Below are 19,174 nucleotides of genomic sequence, written 5' to 3' on the forward strand. Positions count from 1 at the left end.
ATCAGTCGTGCAGCCGGTCTATCTCTGCCGCCACCAGTCGGTCCAGTTCCCAAATATAGGGGTCAAAAATCCCGGCATCACGCAAGCCGTGGGCGGTGCGATGCAGATATTCGGCACCTGAACCGGCGGCACCATTGGCGCGGGCCAGGCGGCGGGCCTGCTGATCCACGGTCAGATCGGCCAGTTCGGTGCCGACCGGATTGGCGTAAAACGTTAGCGCCTGTTCGCGGCCCCGGTCGGTTGCGACCTCGATCCAGACCGCATTTGCCGCCAGTTCATGCGCCACCAATTCGCGCCGCAGCAGGGCGCGCAGCGATTCCATTTCCGTGCCCGGCGCGATGTCCAGCAGCAGCCCGTCACATTCCCCGCCCGAGGCAAGGGCCAGCATCAGCCCCGGTTCCTCGGGCGAGCCGCGAAAATGATCCAGATGGATGCTGAACTGCCGGTGCCAGCCAACCGCCCGTGCCCGCCGCCGCGCCGCGACCTCGAAACCCGGATTCCAGATCAGCGAGCCATAGGCGAATACCGGAATCGGACGAGGACGGTCACGGGTCAGCGCCTTGGCCAGACGATCCAGAGCGGCGTCGTCCAGTATGGTGAAATGCGGGCTGTGCAGCGGACCCTCCACCGGCCGGGTCACGCGCTGCACATGGGCCAGCGACAGGATCGGGATGGGGATTTCGTCAGACATCCAGATCCTCGGCGAATTGCGCGTTTTCCTGAATGTATTCAAAGCGCAATTCGGGTTTCTTGCCCATCAGCCGTTCCACCAGATCGCCGGTTTCGCCGCCGTCCTGATCGTCGATGTTGACCCGGATCAGCTTGCGCGTGGCCGGGTTCATGGTGGTGTCCTTCAGGTCTTTGGCGTCCATCTCGCCCAAGCCTTTGAACCGCTGCACGTCGATTTTTCCCTTGCCACCCAGCCCTTTGGCCAGCAGACGTTCCTTTTCCGCGTCATCAGCCACGTAAACCCGGTTTGCGCCCTGCGTCAGCCGATACAGCGGCGGGCAGGCCAGATACAGATGGCCCTTGTCGATCAGCGGGCGCATCTGGGTAAAGAAGAACGTCATCAGCAGGCTGGCAATATGGGCGCCGTCCACATCGGCATCGGTCATGATGATGATCTTGTCATAACGCAGATCATCGACGTTGAATCTGCTTCCCATACCAACGCCAAGAGCCTGACAAATATCAGAAATTTCTGAATTTGATCCCAGCTTGGACGAGGCCGCACCCAGCACGTTCAGGATCTTGCCTTTCAGTGGCAGCAGGGCCTGAGTCGTCCGGTCGCGCGCCATCTTGGCACTGCCGCCGGCGCTGTCGCCCTCGACGATGAAAATCTCGGTGCCGTCGCGGTTGGTGGCGCTGCAATCCACCAGCTTGCCGGGCAGGCGCAGTTTCTTGGTGGCGGATTTGCGGGCGGTTTCCTTTTCCTGACGACGGCGCAGGCGTTCTTCGGCGCGCAAAATCAGGAAATCCAGAATTGCGCCCGCCGATTTTGTGTCCGCCGCGAGCCAGTTGTCGAAATGGTCACGCACCGCGCCTTCGACCAGTCGCTGCGCCTCGACCGTGGCAAGGCGGTCCTTGGTCTGGCCGACGAATTCCGGTTCGCGGATAAAGCACGACACCAGCGCACAGCCGCCGGTCAGCAGATCGTCGCGGGTGATATTCGCGGCCTTTTTGTTGCTGACCCGTTCGCCATAGGCGCGGATGCCTTTGAGAATCGCAGACCAGAACCCGGCTTCGTGGGTGCCGCCTTCGGGTGTGGGGACGGTGTTGCAATAAGACTGGATAAATCCATCGCGCGATGGCGTCCAGTTGATCGCCCAGTCCACCTTGCCGGGGGCGTTGAATTTTTCTTTGAAATCAACGCTTCCGGCAAAGGGGCGGTCGGCATAGGTGCTGGCCCCGGTCAGGGTTTCGGTCAGATAGTCGGCCAGACCGCCAGGAAAGTGAAAGGTCGCCTCAAGCGGGGTTTCGCCGTCGTCAATCTCGGTTTTCCATCGGATTTCAACGCCGCTGAACAGATACGCCTTGGATTTCACCATCTTCACCAGCCGCGCGGGCTTGAAGCGGTGATGGCCAAAGATCTGCTCGTCGGCGTGGAAGGTGACGGTGGTGCCGCGCCTGTTGGGTGCCGCGCCGATCCGTTCGACCGGACCTTGCGGGATGCCCCGCGAAAAACGCTGTTCAAACAGTTCCTTATTACGGGCGACCTGCACCACCATGCTGTCAGACAGGGCGTTCACGACCGAGGCGCCAACCCCGTGCAACCCACCCGAGGTCTGATAGGCATCGCCCGAAAACTTGCCCCCCGCGTGCAGCGTGCACAGGATCACTTCCAGCGCCGATTTGCCGGGGAATTTCGGGTGCGGATCAATCGGGATACCCCGCCCGTTATCGCGGATGGTGACGCTGTAATCCGCGGCCAGTTCCACCTCGATCCGGCTGGCATGGCCCGCCACCGCCTCGTCCATCGAGTTGTCAAGGATTTCGGCAACCAGATGGTGCAGTGCGCGTTCATCGGTGCCGCCGATATACATGCCGGGGCGTTTGCGGACGGGTTCCAGCCCTTCCAGCACCTCGATCGAGGCGGCGGAATAGGCGTCGGACGCTGTGTCGGACAGGAAAAGATCGTCGGACATGGGGGTGCTTGGCTCGTTTGTCATTTGCGGGGTATCTCACGACAGGGCAGGGCCGGGCAAGAGAGCCTAGGCCCGGTCGCGCAGCCAATCGGCCAGATCGCCATCGTCGATCAGCCCTTGCGCAAGGGTGATGATCTGGTTGCCAGCCTCGGTGGCGTCCCATGTGATCTGCACGCCGTTCAAGTCCAGGGCGGTATCCATCGACTGATGGGCGGTGCGCTTGTTGGCATCGTTAAAGCAATGCCCTTGGGCAATCGCCATCGCATATGCAGCGGCAAGATCGTAGGCATCGCCGATCATGCCGTAAGCGACACGATTTTCGACACGCGAGAGCGCACCTTCCAGTGATTTGTTTAGTGCGCGACCGGGCAATTCGCCGGGGTTCAGAACCTCGTCATGAATCGCCTCGACCAGTTCGGCGGGCAGCAAAATAAACGTCATGGTCGTTACTTGTCGCGCAGATAATCCAGAACCGGCTGGTTGATAGCACGGCGACGGCGCAGTGATTCCATCACCTCGTCGCGGGTTGCATAGCGGTGTTGGCCTTTATCCGTTGCCTCCTCTGGCACCAGATAGGCCACCAACTGCGAGTTTTTCAGCACCGCCACCGGCTTGCCGCCGGCGCGGTCAAGCACTTTTTGTGGTTCGCGCAGTTCAGTGATGGTGCAGATGTGGTTGGTCAGCAGGCGGGTCATGAGATGTCCTTTCAGATGTGCGAAATATCGCACATCTGATGTGATATTTCAATGTCATTCCGGTTCGGCCAGCCGTGTCTCCCACATCTTGCGAAAGGCCGGGCGGGCCTGACAATCCGCCAGCCAGGCGCTGATCGCCGGAAAGCGCGCCATCAGGTCGGCCCGCCCCTGCGCATAGCGGATCACCTCGGCCATGTTGATGTCTGCGACGGTAAAGCGGCCCGCGACCATTTCGCCGTGATGCGCCAGATGATCCTCGACCACCGACAGTGGGCGGATCAGCCTTTCGGCGGCGGTTTCGCAGATGGCTTTGTCCTCGGCCTTTGCGGACCCCGACAGGAACAGCAATGTCAGCGCATCGGGTTCAACCGCAGTCGCGGCATAGAACGACCATTGCATCATCTGCGCGCTTTCCGCCGCATCGGCGGGACCAAAGGGCGCGCCGTATTTGCCTGCCAGATACAGGGTGCAAGCCATGCTTTCCGACAGCACCAGACCGCCATCCTGAATCACCGGCACCGCCCCGGCGGGTGAAAGGCGCAAAAACGCGGGCGAACGGGTGTTCAGCGGCGCGTCGGCGGCCTCGGGGTCGGGCAGGCGATAGGCCTGAATTACCGGCACCTGCCGGAACTCAAGCCCGATTTCATGGCACAGCCAGATGATACGCGACGCGCGCGAGCGGGTGACGCCGTGGATGGTCAGCATGATTGGTCCTTTCCTGCCTGCCGCGGCAGGTTATGCGGCACATTTGCGCGCGAAAAGGTGCAAATTTGATCCGCCTCAATGCGCGAATTACAAGAATGTGACATAATCGCGCATTCGTTAAAGAAAAGGAGTGCGCGAACAATGCCTGATGACAGCCCGACCCGGAACCGTCTTGATATTGCCACCGAAGGTGCTGATGCTGCTGTGGCGGCGCTTGGCAGTGCAGCGGGTGTTGCCGCCGAACCGGCGCCTGTAACCACCAGAAAACGTGCCAAACCTGCCCCCGTTACACCCGAACAGGTGCGTGCCGCGTTTGAAAATGGCCGTTATCCTTATAGCCACCGCATGGGCCGCGCGGCTTACGAGGCGGAAAAGGCGCGGCTTCAGGCCGAACTTCTCAAGGTTCAGCTTTGGGCGCAGGAAACTGGCGAGAAATTCGTGATTCTGTTCGAAGGCCGCGACGCGGCGGGCAAGGGCGGCACGATCAAGCGGTTCAACGAACACCTGAACCCCCGTTTCGCCCGCGTCGTCGCCCTGCAAAAACCGACCGATCAGGAACGTGGACAGTGGTATTTTCAGCGTTATATCAATCACCTGCCAACATCTGGCGAGATGGTGTTCTATGACCGCAGCTGGTATAACCGCGCGGGCGTCGAACGGGTGATGGGCTTTTGTTCGGCCACCGAATATCTGGAATTCATGCGCCAGGCGCCGGAATTTGAACGGATGCTGGTTCGTTCGGGCATCCGGCTTTACAAATACTGGTTTTCGGTCACGCAAGAGGAACAGCGCCGCCGTTTTGTCGCGCGCGAAACCGACCCGCTGAAACAGTGGAAGCTGTCACCCATCGACAAGGCCAGTCTGGACAAGTGGGACGACTATACCGAGGCGAAAGAGGCGATGTTCTTTTACACCGACACCGCCGACGCGCCCTGGACCATCGTCAAATCCAACGACAAGAAACGCGCCCGCCTGAACTGTATGCGGCATTTCCTGTCGTCCCTGGACTATCCGGGCAAGGATGTCGAACTGATCGGCCAGCCCGACCCGCTGATCGTGGGGCAAGCCAGCCACGTCGTGTATCGGTCTGAACATATGCTGGGCAGCGCCATGCATCCCGAAACGCGCAAGACATCCGGTCAGCGGTCGGCTGCGAAGGCCACGTCAGGCGCATAAGGCAGAAAAGGATGACAAGGGGGCGGTTGCTGCGGCATTGCGTCCCCTTGTGATGGATTGCTGCATACACTTATATCGCCCTTCGCGCGTTTGATTTTGATGCAGATCAGGGCACAGGCTATACAATTTCCCTAGGTCGGGCGCGCGCAACAGGAGTCAGTGGTATGTCCTCAGAGGTCGAGCCTCCCCAGCTTTATGCCGCCAGAGAGCCGATTTTCCCCAAGCGTGTCTACGGAAAATTCCGCAATCTCAAGTGGATCATTCTGATCGTCACGCTGGGTATCTATTACATAACGCCGTGGCTGCGCTGGAATCGTGGGCCTGATCTGCCCGATCAGGCGGTGCTGGTCGATCTGGCCAACCGGCGATTCTTTTTCTTCTGGATCGAGATCTGGCCGCACGAGTTCTATTTCGTCGCGGGCCTTTTGGTCATGGCGGGGCTGGGGCTGTTCCTGTTCACATCCGCTGCCGGGCGGGTCTGGTGTGGCTATGCCTGTCCGCAAACGGTCTGGACCGACCTGTTCATCCTTGTCGAACGCTGGATCGAGGGCGACCGGAACGCCCGCATTCGCCTGTGGCGGCAGAAATACGACGGCCACAAGCTGCGCCTGCGCCTGTTCAAATGGACGGTCTGGCTGCTGATCGCGCTGCTGACCGGCGGTGCCTGGGTGTTCTATTTCGCCGATGCGCCGACCCTGCTGCGCAATCTGTTTACCGGGCAGGCGCATCCGGTGGCTTATATCACGATCGCCGTGATGACGGCGACGACGTTCCTGTTCGGTGGTTTTTTCCGCGAACAGATCTGCATCTATGCCTGCCCCTGGCCGCGTATTCAGGCCGCGATGATGGATGAAGACACGCTGACCGTCGCCTATCGCGACTGGCGGGGCGAGCCGCGTGGCCGTATCGCCAAGGACGAGGTGACGAAATCCGACGATCCGACGGCGGACAAGGGCGATTGCATCGACTGCTATGCCTGTGTGAACGTCTGCCCGATGGGCATCGACATCCGCAACGGCCAGCAGTTGGAATGCATTACCTGCGCCCTGTGCATCGACGCTTGTGACGAAATCATGGACAAGATCGGCAAGCCGCGCGGGCTGATCGACTATATGGCGCTGCGCGATGAAACTGCCGAACGCGCCGGTGCCGCGCCCAAGCCGGTTATCAAGCATATCCTGCGCCCCCGGACGCTGCTGTATTTCACGCTTTGGGCTGGGATCGGGGTGGCGCTGGTCGTGGCGCTGTTCATGCGCTCGCCCTTTGATCTCAGCGTGTCGCCGGTGCGCAACCCGCTGTTCGTGCCGCTGGCCGACGGTTCGATCCGCAACACCTACGAAGTGCGGATGCGTAACAAGCAGCACGAAGCGCGGCCCTTTGCCATTACCATCGACGGGGCCGAGGGGCTGATCGTGACTTTGGAAGGGGTGCAGGGCAATGTCGTGACCGTGCCCGCCGACGAAACCTATCTGCAACGTGTCTATTTAACCGCGCCCGCAGACAACCCGCTGGCCGCAACCGCCCAGCAGGGGATCAATATGGTGGTGACGGACACGACCGACGACATCGCCGCCTCGACCTCGACTGTATTCCACGGACGGACGCGCTGATGCAAAATGCCATGCCTTATCTGCTGGTTCTGGGTGTCGCGGCGCTGTTCGGTTTGCCGTTCCTGCTGTTTAGCGTTGGGAAACGCTTTACCGGGCGGCATATGCTGGGCTTTGCCGTGGCGATGTTCGGGATCATCATTGTGGTGAACGTCTTCATGGCATTCAAGGCCGTGGGCACCTTTCCGGGGCTTGAGGTGCCCAACTCTTACATCGCGTCGCAAAGCTTTGACCGCGAACGTGCCGCGCAGCAGGCGCTGGGCTGGACGGTGACGCCCGCCTACGATGGGCAGGAACTGACCCTGCGCGTCACCGATGAGACTGGTTTGCCAGCGCGGATCGCGTCTCTGTCTGCTACCTTGGGCCGTCCGACCCATGTGCGTGATGACGTGACCCCCGAGCTGAGCTATGACAATGGCGTGTTCCGTGCGCCGCTGCATCTGGCGCCCGGTGTGTGGATCATCCACGTTACCGCCACCGCGCCGGACGGAACCGAATTCCGCCAGCGCATCGACCATTACGCAGGAGACCGGGTGAACTGAGATGACGGACATTTCGGCAGACAGGGGCGGTTTCAGTGCCTGCCCGGCCTGCGATGCGGCCCCCTTGGCACAGCGTGTGGCTGCGGCCGGTGCAGACAAGGTTGCGGCGGGCGATGTCATCCTGTCGGTGCCGGCTGTTCATTGTGCGGTCTGCATTACCGACATCGAAGGCGCGCTGAACCGGCATCCCGGCGTGCGCTCGGCCCGCGTGAACCTGACCCTGCGCCGTGTGAGCATCGACGCGCCCGGCCTGACCGCTCAGGACCTGATCCCGGTGATCGAAGCTACCGGCTATGACGCGCATGAACTGGACCCTGGCGCGCTGTCGGCGACCAGTGCCGACCGGACCGCGCGCGATCTGCTGATGCGGATCGGTGTGTCGGGCTTTGCCATGATGAATATCATGATCCTGTCCATCGCCGTCTGGTCGGGGGCCGAGGATGCAACGCGCGACATGTTTCACTGGATCAGCGGTGCGATCGCCATTCCGACGGTGATCTTTGCCGGGCGGCCTTTCTTTGCCAGCGCGGGGCGCGCGCTGCGGGCCGGGCGGCTGGGGATGGATGTGCCGATCTCGCTGGCGCTGATTCTGGCGACCTCGATTTCCCTGTATGAGACGATCCATTCCGGCCATCACGCCTATTTCGATGCCGCCGTGATGCTGTGTTTCTTTTTGCTGATCGGGCGCTATCTGGATTACCGCACCCGCGCCGTCGCCCGCTCTGCCGCTGAAGAACTGACCGCGCTCGAGGTGCCGCGCGCCTGGCGCCTGACCGAAAGCACCGAAGAGCAGGTGCCGGTTGCCGATCTGCGCCCCGGTGATCTGATCCGGGTGCGCCCCGGTGGCCGCATCCCCGCCGATGGTGAGGTGACGGATGGTCATTCCGAGATCGACCGCTCGCTGCTGACCGGCGAAACCGTGCCTGTTGCCGCCGGGCCGGGGCAGGCCCTGATGGCGGGCGAAGTGAACCTGACCGGCCCGCTGACTCTGCGCGTGACGGCTGCCGGACGTGACAGTTCGCTGTCGCGGCTGACAGAACTGGTGGCGGCGGCGGAATCGGCGCGCGGCCGCTATACCTCGATCGCTGACCGTGCGGCGCGCGGCTATTCTCCGCTGGTGCATCTGCTGGCGCTGGCCAGCTTTGCCGGGTGGCTGTGGGCCACGGGTGATGTGCGGCTGGCCGTGAACATTGCTGCGGCGGTGCTGATTATCACCTGCCCCTGCGCGCTGGCGTTGGCCGTGCCTGCGGTTGTGACGGCGGCATCCGGGCGGCTGTTCCGGCGCGGCCTGCTGATTAAGGATGGCACCGCGCTGGAACGGATGGCGCAGATTGACACGGTGGTCTTTGATAAAACCGGCACTCTGACCATGGGCGCGCCGCAGGTTGTGTCGCTGGATGTCATCCCCGATGCTCTGCGCCCTGCGGCATTGGCCTTGGCGCAGGCGTCGGATCATCCGCTGTCCCGCTCGCTGACTGCGGCCTTGCGCGCGGCGGGGGTGGAACCCGCGCCGGTTGAGGCGCTGACCGAACATCCCGGATACGGCGTCGCCGCGCGCTGGCAGGACCAGCCGGTGCGCCTTGGCCGCGCGGATTGGGTGGGCGCTGACGCAGGGCAGGGCGCGCTGTCGGCAAGCTGGCTGGCAGTCGGCGATACGCCCCCGATCCGGCTTGAGTTCGCCGATTCTCTGCGGCCTGGCGCGCAGGATTGTGTGCGCAGGCTGCGGGCTGAAGGCCAACGTGTGATCCTGTTGTCGGGCGACGTGCCTGCGGCGGTGGCCGACATTGCCGAACGGCTGGGGATCGAGGAATGGCGCGCGCAGGTTACGCCCACCGGCAAAGCCGAGGCCGTGCAGGAACTGACCGCAGCTGGTGCGCATGTGCTGATGGTTGGTGACGGGTTGAACGACACGGCTGCGCTGGCGGCGGCCCATGCCTCGATCTCGCCCGCTTCGGCGCTGGATGCGGCGCGGGTCGCCAGCGACATCGTGCTGATGGGGCAGGATCTGTCGCCTGTTGTTGATACGCTGGACACCGCGCGTCAGGCGGTCAAACGTATCCGCGAAAACTTTGCCATCTCGTTGCTGTATAACCTGCTGGCCGTGCCCTTTGCGATGGCCGGGCTGGTAACGCCGCTGTTCGCCGCGCTGGCCATGTCCAGCAGTTCAGTCTGCGTGACGCTGAACGCATTGCGGCTGCGGCGCTGAAAGGACGATATGGAAATTCTGACAATTCTGATTCCGGTTTCGCTTGGCCTTGGTGCGATTGGCTTGCTGGCGTTTATCTGGACCCTGCGAAGCCGCCAGTATGAAGACCCAAAGGGCGACGCCGAGCGTATCCTCAGCAAGGAATGGGACGACCGACCCAAGCCGGATTGACCGCGCGGCGAGGGCCACATTTTTTGCATGGATTCTGGCTTGCAAGCCGCTGCGGTTTTGTGGCTTAGCGTGTAAGCGTTTTTTCGGATGAAAAACTGTTGCTTAACTGTCCTGATCCCGAAACGGATGGGGCTGCATTGTCTTTGCTCGGATTGTTCAGTCGCCCTGCGCAGGCACATGTCGATTGGCAGCCCGAGCCATTTTCCCCTGCCTGCGCCTGACAGATAACCGCACAGGCGCGAAGCGACAAAACGAAAAACGCCGGTGCGCCAAGGGCGACCGGCGTTCGTATTTATGACTGGTGGCTTTAGGGACCCGTAACTTTACAGCCCTCACCCCGCGCGGTCAGCCGTTCACAGGCAAGTTGCGCGTCCGAGCGGGTCAGGCCCGAAAAATGCGCCTCGAAACCGCGGCGCGTATCGGCCACGTTGCGCCGCGCACCAGACAACGAGCCACCATCCTGAAGCGCACTTTGCAGCAGGCGCTGTTCGGCCTCGGATCGTGAAGTATAGGTGCCAAGGATCAGCCCATAGTTGCGCCCCGTAGCCGCCGGGCGGCGCACGATCTGCACCGCCTCGGGGGACGAAATATCCCCTTCGCCCATGGCGGCAAGGATCACGGTTTCGGACCGGCGCTGCGGCGGCGGGGATGCCAGCAGCGACAGGCTGCCCGTGGGTGCTTCTACCGCAGGCGCAGGCGCGGATTCAGCGATCTGCTGCGGTTCCGGCGCGGCCTCTGCGACGGCGGCACGGTTACGCGGCGCGGGCGTCGGACGGGCGGATGCGACAATGGCTCCCGCGATGCTGGCCGATTGCGGTGCTTGTGCGGGGACTTCCGGCGCGGTCTCGGCGGCGGTCACAACCTCGGGCACCGAACCGGACGGGCGTGGAGCCGGGCGTTGGCTGGCCGCCAGCACGAGACGGGCTGCTGGGGCAGCCTCGGGGGCAGCAGCAGGGGCAGGGGTCGCAGCAGCCACTAGCGACGCACGGTCGGTCGCACGCTGCACCTGTCGCGGCGGTGCCGAGCGGCTGAGCACAAGACGCTGCGGCTGTGCGGCGACGGCGGTGGGTTCGGGTTGAACCTGAGCCCGGCGAACGACGCGTTGCGAGGGGATATTCAGCGGCTCGGGTCGTATTTCCCGCACCCGATCAGGTGCGCGGCCAAACCCGGTGTCCAGCAGTTGCGCCATCACCTGATTGCGCTGTGCGGTGGACGTGCCGCCAAATACGGTCGCGATGATCCGCTTGTTCCCACGCTGCGCCGAAGCCGTCAGATTGAACCCGGCGGCGCGGGTGTAGCCGGTCTTGATGCCGTCCGCGCCGGGGTAATCGTCCAGAAACCGCTTGTTGGTCGAGGAAACCTGCGCGACGCCGGCATCCGCCGAACGGCGTGAGAACAGCGAATAATACTGCGGGAAGTCATAGAACAGCCGCCGCCCCAGGATCGACATATCCTCGGCCGTGGAATAGTGTCCTTCTTGCGTCAGGCCGTTGGCGTTGCGGAAATTGGTGTTCCGCATTCCCAAGGCGCGCGCCGTCGCGTTCATCTGCTGGGCAAAGGCGGCTTCGGACCCGGCCAGCCCCTCGCCAATGGCGGTGGCGGCGTCGTTGGCCGATTTGATCGCCGCCGCGCGGATCAGATAGCGCAGTTCGATCTGCTGACCGGCGCGCAGCCCCAGTTTGGAGGGCGGTTCAGCGGCGGCATTGCTGCTGATCGTAAAGCGCGAATCCAGCCGGACGCGGCCCTGTTCCACTGCGGCAAAGGCCATATACAGCGTCATCATCTTGGTCAGCGAGGCCGGATGCAGCCGGGTTGACGCGTTTTGCGCATAGATTGGCTTGCCCGTTCGCGCATCCATCACATGGGCCGCAAAGGGTGCTGCGTTGACGGTGGCCGGCAAGGCCAGCGCGATAAGGACAAAAGCCCACAGCCGGGCGGCAAGGGTGAATCGTTTCACTGTCGCGGTCTCTCTGCCTCATGACGTGTCGTTTTTCGCACGTCTTTGTTAACATAATGACAATAGCATGGCTTATTCCTTGCGGGAACAGTTTATTTCACCTTGTTCGGCGCCCATCAGCCGACACGGGGCTTTTATTGCCGGGCGGATCGACTATATTCCCGTCAACCTACCGGACAGATCATGACAACCAGACGCCCCATGACACACCGCATGAGCGATAATGACGATTTCGACCAAACCGATCTGGCGGTCAGGACGCGCCCGAAAACGCAGCGTCCGCCGTTGTATAAGGTTTTGATGCTGAACGATGATTTCACACCGATGGAATTTGTTGTTCATGTGCTGGAACGGCTGTTCAGCATGTCGCGCGCGCAGGCGGTCGAAATCATGCTGACGGTCCACAAAAAGGGCGTGGCGGTTGTCGGTGTGTTCTCGCACGAGATTGCGGAAACCAAGGTCGCACAGGTCATGGAGCTGGCGCGCCGACAACAGCATCCGCTGCAATGCACCATGGAAAAAGAGTAAGATGTGACAGGATCTCGCCTCGACATCGCCTTTCCGGTTGCGCCGGAAGGCCGCGTTCTGGTCCTGAACGCCCCCGCAGGTGCGGCGCTTGATGTGTTCGACCCGGCGCGGCTGACGGTTGTGCAGGGGCAGTATCCTGTGCATCAGACACTGCTGGCGCGCGGGTTTGACGCGTGCCCCGATCTGTCCGGTGATTGGCGTGGCGATCTGGCGCTGGTGTTCCTGCCGCGAGCCAAGGCTGCGGCGCGGGCGCTGATCCATCAGGCCGTCAGCCGTGTGCCTGATGGCGCAAGTCTCTGGATTGATGGGCGAAAAACTGACGGCATTGATGCGATCCTGAAGGAAGTCAAAGCCCTGACCGACGTGGCCGAGGTTCACAGCAAGGCGCATGGCAAGATATTTCGCCTGACCGCCGGGCCATGGGTTCCCGCCGATTGGGCCGCCACCACGCGGGAAGCTGCCCCCGGTTTTCACACTGTTCCAGGTGTGTTTTCTGCCGATGGCATTGATCCCGGATCGGCCATGCTGGCCGCGCATCTGCCCGACAAGATGCCGACACGTGTTGTCGATCTGGGGGCAGGCTGGGGCTGGCTGTCGGCTCAGGTGCTGGCGCGGTCGGGTGTCGAGATGCTGCATCTGGTCGAATCCGACTACGCAGCGCTGCAATCCGCGCGACTGAACGTCGCAGACCCGCGCGCGCAGTTCCATTGGGCCGATGCCCGCGACTTTCGCCTGCCCGATCCTGTGAATGGCGTGGTGATGAACCCGCCCTTTCACCAGGGGCGCGATGCCGATCCCGGCCTTGGCCGCGATTTCATCGCGGCGGCGGCGCGGCTGCTGACCGGGGCGGGGCGGCTGTGGATGGTCGCGAACCGGCATCTGCCCTATGAAACCACGCTGGCGCAACACTTTGGCAAAGTTATGGAAATCGGTGGCGACTCCCGGTTCAAGGTGATCGAGGCGACGGGCGCCCGCCGCCCGAAAGGCCCCCGCAGATGAGCGTTTCGGTGCAGGGCAAGGTTGCCATTGTTACCGGCGCGGCGCAGGGCGTCGGGCTGGCGATTGCGCGGGCGCTGCACGACGCCGGTGCGCGGGTGATGTTCGCCGATATGGACGAAGCAAGGCTGACCGTTGAAACCGCTGCGCTGACCAACGGTCAAGATCACTCGGCCCGCCGTTTTGCCGCTAATCTGGGCGACCGGCTGGCGTTGGCCAATCTGCTGTCAGCTACGATCGACGCCTTTGACCGGGTGGATATTCTGGTGAACGCGCATCGCCTGCTAAAGCACGGTGATCCGCTGGAGAGCGACCCCGAGCAGATCGAGGAAATGCTGCGCCATAATATGATGTCGGCGTTGCGGCTGTCGCAGATCGTGGCCCGACGGATGATCCGGCAGGCACAGGACGACGGCAACACGGCCGAAACCGGGGCGATCATCAATGTTACGACGCTGGCCGGAACCCGTCCGGTGCCGCAATTGCTGGGCTATTCCATCGCTTGCGCCGCGCTGGATCAGACCACGCGCGCGCTGGCGCTGGCTTTGGCACCGCATCGGATCAGGGTGAACGGAATCAGCTATTCCAGCCTGATGACCCCGGAAATGAAGGCTGCGCTGCGACAAGATCCGGCGCTGCGGGACCGGATTATCAAGGGCACCCCGCTTGGGCGTATCGCCTCGGCGGATGAGTTGGTGGACACGGCGCTGTTGCTTGCCAGCCCGGCATCGGGTTTCGTCACCGGACAGATTCTGACGGTGGACGGCGGGCGCGGGCTGGCCGATCCGGTGACGGCGCAGTCGCTTTACCCGTTTTCGGGATAGGTGGCGCGACAGGCGGCGATCCCGGCGCGGGCGCGCGGCTCCAGCGCGGCCTTGCGCGCAACCAGATTGTCGCGCTTGCGGGTTTCCACATCCGGGTCAATCGGAACGCGATAGCGTTCGGTATCCCAGCGGTCTTCCCAGCAACCGCGTTCGATAATGCGGCGATTGCCGTCGCGGTCGCGGATCACGTCGCGGCACATGCGATAGACGGGGCGGATGACCTCTCGTTCTTCCCAGGCGTAGCCACGATCCAGATTGCCCTGAACTTCGGCCAGCAGATTGCTGACGACGCGATATTCACGGGTTTGCTGGCTGATGCAGCGTTCCTGTTCGGTCGCGCAGGCGGCCAGAAACAGGGGGATTGCCAAAACAGATACAAGGCGGGGGGCGCGGTTGCGGGACATGTCATACTTCTTATATTGATCCGTCGATCTTTGCGCCTGTTTCCGCAAAACGCAAATCAACAAATGAGGACATCATGGACGCCGCCCGCCGCACCGCTGCCAATTGGTTCAGATCGCTGCGCAATCAGATCACGCAGGCTTTCGAGGCGTTGGAGGATCGCGGGCCGGGTGAGACCACGCCGGGCCGGTTCGAGGTGACGCCCACACAGCGCGGCGAGGATGGCGGCGGCGGCATCATGTCGGTGATGCGCGGTGGGCGAGTGTTCGAAAAAGTCGGCGTCAACTGGTCCGAGGTTCACGGCACGCTGGCCCCGCGCGCGCAGGCCGCAATGGCGGCGCGCGGTGTTCCGGGCATGGACAGCGATCCGCGCTTTTGGGCGTCGGGGATCAGTCTGGTGGCGCATATGCAAAACCCCCACGCGCCGGCTGTGCATATGAACACGCGGATGTTCTGGACCCCCGGCGCATGGTGGTTCGGCGGCGGGGCCGACTTGAACCCTTGCATCGAATACCCCGAAGATACCAAGTATTTTCATATGGTTATGCGTGATGCCTGCGCGCCGCACGGGGGCGATTATTATGACCGCTTCAAGGCTTGGGCGGATGAATATTTCTTCATCCCGCACCGGGGCCGGGCGCGCGGGGTAGGCGGTATCTTTTTCGACGATCTGAACACGGGTGACTGGGATGCGGATTTCGCCTTTACGCAGGCGGTCGGCGCGGCCTTTTTGCCGGCCTTTCTACCGCTGGCCGAAGCGCGGATGGCGCAGGCATGGTCTGAGGCCGACAAGGATCAGCAACTGATCCATCGCGGGCTTTATGCGGAGTATAACCTCGTTTATGACCGGGGCACGAAATTCGGGCTGGAAACCGGCCACAACGCCGATGCCGTGCTGATGAGCCTGCCGCCGCTGGCGAAATGGGTGTAATCAGGCGACACGCAGCAGCAGGATCACGCCCCCCAAAATCAGCGCCATGCCGATAATCTGACGCGCCGTTGCGGCCTGCCGGAACACGCGGCCCGAAACGATTTGCGCAAAGACGACTTCGATCAGGGCCAGCGTGCGCACATTCGCTGCCGGGGTTAATGCGAATCCGATAAACCAGAACAGGCTGGCCGCCGCCCCAAGGCCTCCGGCCCCGACAGATGTGCGCCATTCACGCCGCATCCCGGCCAGTGCGACAGGATTGGCCGCCACCAGCCAGATCAGGCACAATCCTGTCTGGATCAGCAGTGTGATGGCCAAAACCAGCGCCGCTTGTGTCACGAACGCGCCGCCCGGCAAGGTCAGGATCGCGCCGCGAAAGCCGATGGCCGACAGACCGAACAGCGCGCCCGCAGTGATGCCGGTTGCGATGCCGCGCAGGCTGGCGCGGCTCCAGTCCGCGGCTGAAATCAGGATCACCCCCGATACAGCGATCAGGATGGCGCCAAGTTGAGGCAGGGTCAGCGGCTCGGTCAGCAGCAGTGCACCGATGATGGCCAGCGTGATCGGCTCGGTCTTCATCAATGCGGTGGCGACGCCAAAGCCGCGCCCGCGCATGGTCAGCAGCATGAAAGCGGTGGCGGCGATCTGCGCGACGGCACCAAACGCAGCCCAACCAAAGGTTGCGACAGTGGGGTGCGGCAGCCCATTCACGGCTGCGATCAGCCCCGCAGCCAACAGCGCAAAGGGCAGGCCAAAGATAAAGCGGACCGAAGTCGCGCCGACCGGGCCGATCTTTTGATCCAGCCCGGCCTGCGCGGCATTGCGCGCGGTTTGCAATGCCGCCGCGATGATCGTGGCGACGGCCCAGATCATGCGCCGCGCACGGTCTCGATCATCAGGGCGACGTTATCGGGGTCGGCGTCGGGGGTGATGCCATGCCCAAGATTAAAGATATGCGGCCCGCCCCGGAAGGCATCAACGATGCGGCGGGTCTCGGCGACCAGATCTGCACCACCTGTGACCATATGCCGCGGGTCCAGATTGCCCTGAACGCAACCGTCCTTTTGCACATTGGCGGCGGCCCATTCAGCGCTGACCGAATTATCCAGCGCCACACAATCGGCCCCGGTCGCGCGGGCAAAGCCGATATAGCGATCCCCTGCCTCGCGCGGGAAGGAGATAACCGGAATGCCGGGATGCCGAGCCTTCAACGCGGCAATGATCTTGCGTGTCGGTTCCAGTGAAAATTGATCGAAATCAGCACCTTGCAGGCTTCCCGCCCAGCTGTCGAACAGCTTGACCACCTCGGCCCCGGCCTCGATCTGGGCGGACAGATAGGCGATGGTCGCCTCGGTAATGCGGTCGATCAGCGCCGCAAACGCCGTCCGATCCGCCGCGATCATCGCATGGGCCGGGCCTTGATCCTTGGTGCCACGCCCGGCAACCATATAGGTCGCCACAGTCCAGGGCGCCCCGGCAAAACCGATCAGCGTGGTGTCGCGCGGCAATTCGCGCGACAGGATGCGCACGGTTTCATAGACCGGCGACAGCGTGCCATGGATCGCGTCGGTCGGCTTTAGCGCCGCAATCTGATCCGCAGTGGTGACGGTGGACAGCCGCGGACCTTCGCCGGTAACGAACCACAGGTCCAGCCCCAGAGCCTGTGGCACCAGCAGAATATCGGCAAAAAGTATCGCCGCATCAAAGCCATAGCGCCGGATGGGTTGCAACGTCACCTCGGCCGCAAGATCGGGGGTATAGCACAGCGACAGGAAATCTCCGGCCTGGGCACGGGTCGCGCGGTATTCCGGCAAATAACGCCCGGCCTGCCGCATCATCCAGATCGGCGGGGTGGGCAGGGCCTCGCCCGCAAGGGCGCGCAGGATCGTCTTGGTCATCTTAGCCTCCTGCTGCCTATCGACAGGGCGGGGGGCGCATTGTCAAGCGCCGGTCGGGGCGGTATGCGCAGGGCATGGATATGCCAAACGAGAACCGCCCGCTGAAAATCGGCACCCGAGGGTCGGCGCTGGCCCTTGCGCAAGCGCATGAAACCCGTGACCGGCTGATGGCCACCCACGGCCTGAGCGCCGCTGCCATCGAAATCGTGGTTATCAAAACCACCGGCGACCGTGTGCTGGACCGACCGCTGAATGAAATCGGTGGCAAGGGCCTGTTCACGCGCGAGATCGAGGATGCGATGCTGTCCGGCGCGATCGACATCGCCGTGCATTCCTGCAAGGATATGCCGACGATCCAGCCCGACGGTCTGGTGCTGGATTGTTTCCTGCCGCGTGAAGATGTGCGCGACGCCTTTGTCAGTTCCGAGTTCGATTCGATTGCCGCCTTGCCGCAGGGCGCGGTTGTCGGGTCGTCCAGTCTGCGCCGCCGCGCGCAACTGACCCACCGGCGCCCCGATCTGCAACTGGTCGAGTTTCGCGGTAACGTTCAGACCCGGCTGCGCAAGCTGGAGGACGGGGTCGCCATTGCGACGTTTTTGGCGATGGCCGGGCTGAACCGGCTTGGGATGAGCCACATCGCCCGGAGTGCCATTTCCCCCGAAGATATGCTGCCTGCCGTGGCGCAGGGTGCGATCACGGTCGAGCGGCGCGCGGATGATGAAACGGCGGCGCATTTGCTGGCTGCGTTGCACGATACTGCCACGGGTATCCGTATTACGGCTGAACGCGCGTTTCTGGCGCGGCTGGATGGATCTTGCCAGACGCCGATTGCCGGCTTGGCGGAAATCGACGGTGAAACCCTGCGCCTGCGCGGCGAGATTTTGAGCCCCGACGGGGCCAAGGTGATTGCGGGCGAACGTCATGGGGCGGTGGAAGATGCGGCAGCTATTGGCACTGATCTGGCGAATGAGTTGTTAACGCGGGCCGGGCCGGGGTTCTTTGCCTGACGGCCTGTCACTCTGCGTAAGGCGCAAGAGGCCATGCCTTGGGCGCAGGTATTCGGTCGGGCGGTTGCAGTGGGGCCGGACAGACTGAAGCCCCCTCACCAATTCTTGGCAAGCAGCCTGTTCGCGGCTCCAGCGCTGTCAGGAATGCGCCGCGATCAATAGCTGCGGATCAGCCCGACCAGACGGCCCTGAACGCGGACGGCATCCTCGGGCAGAATGCGGGTTTCATAGGCGGGGTTCGCAGCCTCAAGCGCGATCATGCCGCCACGACGGCGATAGCGTTTCAGCGTCGCCTCGTGTCCGTCAACCAGCGCCACAATGATGTCGCCGTTTTCGGCATTATCCTGTTCGCGGATCACCACGACATCGCCGTCGTTGATCCCCGCTTCGATCATCGAATCGCCTTTGACCTCAAGCGCATAGTGGCGCTCGCGTCCGCCGATCATGCTGCCGGGGACGGCGACGTGATGAGAAACTTCGGAAATCGCCTCGATCGGGACCCCGGCGGCGATGCGGCCCATCAGCGGCAGTTCCACCGCCGGGCTGTCCGTGACCGCCATGGCGCCGCGCGGTCGCGGGGGGCGGTTGTTGCTGATGACGGTCGGGGTGAAACCCGCTTTGGGGTCGCGGGCAATGCTTTCGGGCAGACGCACGATTTCCAATGCACGGGCGCGATGGGGCAAACGACGGATAAAGCCGCGCTCTTCCAGTGCGGTAATCAGTCGATGGATGCCGGATTTTGACCGCAGATCCAATGCATCTTTCATTTCATCAAAGGACGGCGGCACACCATCGCGCGCCATACGCTTCTGGATGAAATCCAACAGCTCGATCTGTTTTTTGGTCAGCATTGGTTCACCTTTCCCGGCCCGGTGTTCGGGGTA

20 protein-coding genes are annotated in these 19,174 nt (G+C 62.8%); 10 read left to right on the top strand and 10 right to left on the bottom strand.

The genetic code is table 11. From position 1 onward, the window contains the following. Position 1: 1 nt before the first annotated feature. The 5 genes from Q4G22_RS03930 to Q4G22_RS03950 all read right to left on the bottom strand — a co-directional run bounded on the left by Q4G22_RS03930 (position 2) and on the right by Q4G22_RS03950 (position 4,045). On the bottom strand, positions 2-691 hold the full coding sequence (locus Q4G22_RS03930; protein WP_303384595.1) for a gamma-glutamylcyclotransferase: 690 nt from the start codon (positions 689-691) through the stop codon (positions 2-4). Then, positions 684-2,645, bottom strand: coding sequence for a DNA topoisomerase IV subunit B (gene parE / locus Q4G22_RS03935; RefSeq protein ID WP_303384596.1), 1,962 nt, complete (start codon positions 2,643-2,645; stop codon positions 684-686). The genes Q4G22_RS03930 and parE overlap by 8 nt, the downstream gene beginning before the upstream one ends. A 66-nt stretch (positions 2,646-2,711) precedes the next feature. Then, on the bottom strand, positions 2,712-3,086 hold the full coding sequence (locus Q4G22_RS03940; protein WP_303384597.1) for a type II toxin-antitoxin system death-on-curing family toxin: 375 nt from the start codon (positions 3,084-3,086) through the stop codon (positions 2,712-2,714). Positions 3,087-3,091: 5 nt separating this feature from the next. Then, the gene (locus Q4G22_RS03945) at positions 3,092-3,340 is read right to left on the bottom strand and encodes a hypothetical protein (RefSeq protein ID WP_303384598.1); all 249 of its coding nucleotides are present in this window, start codon (positions 3,338-3,340) and stop codon (positions 3,092-3,094) included. Positions 3,341-3,394: 54 nt separating this feature from the next. Beyond that, entirely contained in the window at positions 3,395-4,045 is a 651-nt protein-coding gene (locus Q4G22_RS03950; RefSeq protein ID WP_303384599.1) for a glutathione S-transferase family protein, read from the bottom strand. A gap of 141 nt (positions 4,046-4,186) precedes the next feature. Here Q4G22_RS03950 and ppk2 point away from each other — a divergent pair, with 141 nt between their 5' ends. The 5 genes from ppk2 to ccoS all read left to right on the top strand — a co-directional run bounded on the left by ppk2 (position 4,187) and on the right by ccoS (position 9,747). Then, positions 4,187-5,221: a polyphosphate kinase 2 gene (ppk2, locus tag Q4G22_RS03955; protein ID WP_303384600.1), complete on the top strand. Its 1,035-nt coding sequence runs from the start codon at positions 4,187-4,189 to the stop codon at positions 5,219-5,221. A gap of 164 nt (positions 5,222-5,385) precedes the next feature. Beyond that, on the top strand, positions 5,386-6,831 hold the full coding sequence (gene ccoG, locus Q4G22_RS03960; RefSeq protein ID WP_303384601.1) for a cytochrome c oxidase accessory protein CcoG: 1,446 nt from the start codon (positions 5,386-5,388) through the stop codon (positions 6,829-6,831). Beyond that, positions 6,831-7,370 carry a FixH family protein gene (locus Q4G22_RS03965; RefSeq protein WP_303384602.1) on the top strand — a complete coding sequence of 180 codons (540 nt, stop codon included), beginning with the start codon at positions 6,831-6,833 and terminating at the stop codon, positions 7,368-7,370. The genes ccoG and Q4G22_RS03965 overlap by 1 nt, the downstream gene beginning before the upstream one ends. 1 nt (position 7,371) lies before the next feature. After that, the gene (locus tag Q4G22_RS03970; protein WP_303384603.1) at positions 7,372-9,576 is read left to right on the top strand and encodes a heavy metal translocating P-type ATPase; all 2,205 of its coding nucleotides are present in this window, start codon (positions 7,372-7,374) and stop codon (positions 9,574-9,576) included. A gap of 9 nt (positions 9,577-9,585) precedes the next feature. Then, complete coding sequence (gene ccoS / locus Q4G22_RS03975; RefSeq protein ID WP_303384604.1) at positions 9,586-9,747, top strand: cbb3-type cytochrome oxidase assembly protein CcoS; 162 nt, start codon at positions 9,586-9,588, stop codon at positions 9,745-9,747. A gap of 307 nt (positions 9,748-10,054) precedes the next feature. Here the strand turns inward: ccoS and Q4G22_RS03980 are convergent, their stop codons facing one another. Next, positions 10,055-11,704, bottom strand: a complete 1,650-nt coding sequence (locus Q4G22_RS03980; protein ID WP_303384605.1) for a D-alanyl-D-alanine carboxypeptidase family protein — start codon at positions 11,702-11,704, stop codon at positions 10,055-10,057. A gap of 201 nt (positions 11,705-11,905) precedes the next feature. On the opposite strand from Q4G22_RS03980, the gene clpS reads away from it, so the two are divergent. Genes clpS through Q4G22_RS03995 form a run of 3 tightly spaced genes read left to right on the top strand, consistent with a single transcriptional unit; the run spans position 11,906 to position 14,052 of the window. Then, positions 11,906-12,232, top strand: coding sequence for an ATP-dependent Clp protease adapter ClpS (gene clpS, locus Q4G22_RS03985; RefSeq protein ID WP_303360126.1), 327 nt, complete (start codon positions 11,906-11,908; stop codon positions 12,230-12,232). A 3-nt stretch (positions 12,233-12,235) separates the two neighbouring features. Beyond that, complete coding sequence (locus Q4G22_RS03990) at positions 12,236-13,231, top strand: class I SAM-dependent methyltransferase (protein WP_303384606.1); 996 nt, start codon at positions 12,236-12,238, stop codon at positions 13,229-13,231. Beyond that, complete coding sequence (locus Q4G22_RS03995) at positions 13,228-14,052, top strand: SDR family NAD(P)-dependent oxidoreductase (RefSeq protein ID WP_303384607.1); 825 nt, start codon at positions 13,228-13,230, stop codon at positions 14,050-14,052. Before Q4G22_RS03990 ends, Q4G22_RS03995 begins: the two co-directional genes overlap by 4 nt. Here the strand turns inward: Q4G22_RS03995 and Q4G22_RS04000 are convergent. After that, positions 14,034-14,420, bottom strand: coding sequence for a hypothetical protein (locus Q4G22_RS04000; RefSeq protein ID WP_303384608.1), 387 nt, complete (start codon positions 14,418-14,420; stop codon positions 14,034-14,036). The two genes, Q4G22_RS03995 and Q4G22_RS04000, sit on opposite strands and share 19 nt — an antisense overlap. Positions 14,421-14,530: 110 nt before the next feature. Here Q4G22_RS04000 and hemF point away from each other — a divergent pair, with 110 nt between their 5' ends. Next, positions 14,531-15,385, top strand: coding sequence for an oxygen-dependent coproporphyrinogen oxidase (gene hemF / locus Q4G22_RS04005; RefSeq protein ID WP_303384609.1), 855 nt, complete (start codon positions 14,531-14,533; stop codon positions 15,383-15,385). Here the strand turns inward: hemF and Q4G22_RS04010 are convergent, their stop codons facing one another. Together Q4G22_RS04010 and hemE are read right to left on the bottom strand one after the other, a co-directional pair. Beyond that, positions 15,386-16,258 (bottom strand): EamA family transporter, encoded by an 873-nt coding sequence (locus Q4G22_RS04010; protein WP_303384610.1) that lies wholly within the window; start codon positions 16,256-16,258, stop codon positions 15,386-15,388. Beyond that, on the bottom strand, positions 16,255-17,283 hold the full coding sequence (hemE, locus tag Q4G22_RS04015; RefSeq protein ID WP_303384611.1) for a uroporphyrinogen decarboxylase: 1,029 nt from the start codon (positions 17,281-17,283) through the stop codon (positions 16,255-16,257). The genes Q4G22_RS04010 and hemE overlap by 4 nt, the downstream gene beginning before the upstream one ends. A gap of 74 nt (positions 17,284-17,357) precedes the next feature. Here hemE and hemC point away from each other — a divergent pair, with 74 nt between their 5' ends. Continuing rightward, positions 17,358-18,290 carry a hydroxymethylbilane synthase gene (gene hemC / locus Q4G22_RS04020; protein ID WP_303384612.1) on the top strand — a complete coding sequence of 311 codons (933 nt, stop codon included), beginning with the start codon at positions 17,358-17,360 and terminating at the stop codon, positions 18,288-18,290. A 155-nt stretch (positions 18,291-18,445) separates the two neighbouring features. On the opposite strand, the gene lexA is transcribed toward hemC, so the two are convergent. Next, positions 18,446-19,141 (bottom strand): transcriptional repressor LexA, encoded by a 696-nt coding sequence (lexA, locus tag Q4G22_RS04025; protein ID WP_303384613.1) that lies wholly within the window; start codon positions 19,139-19,141, stop codon positions 18,446-18,448. Between the last annotated feature and the right edge of the window lie 33 nt (positions 19,142-19,174).

This window comes from Paracoccus sp. (in: a-proteobacteria), from assembly GCF_030538655.1.
GTDB lineage: Bacteria > Pseudomonadota > Alphaproteobacteria > Rhodobacterales > Rhodobacteraceae > Paracoccus.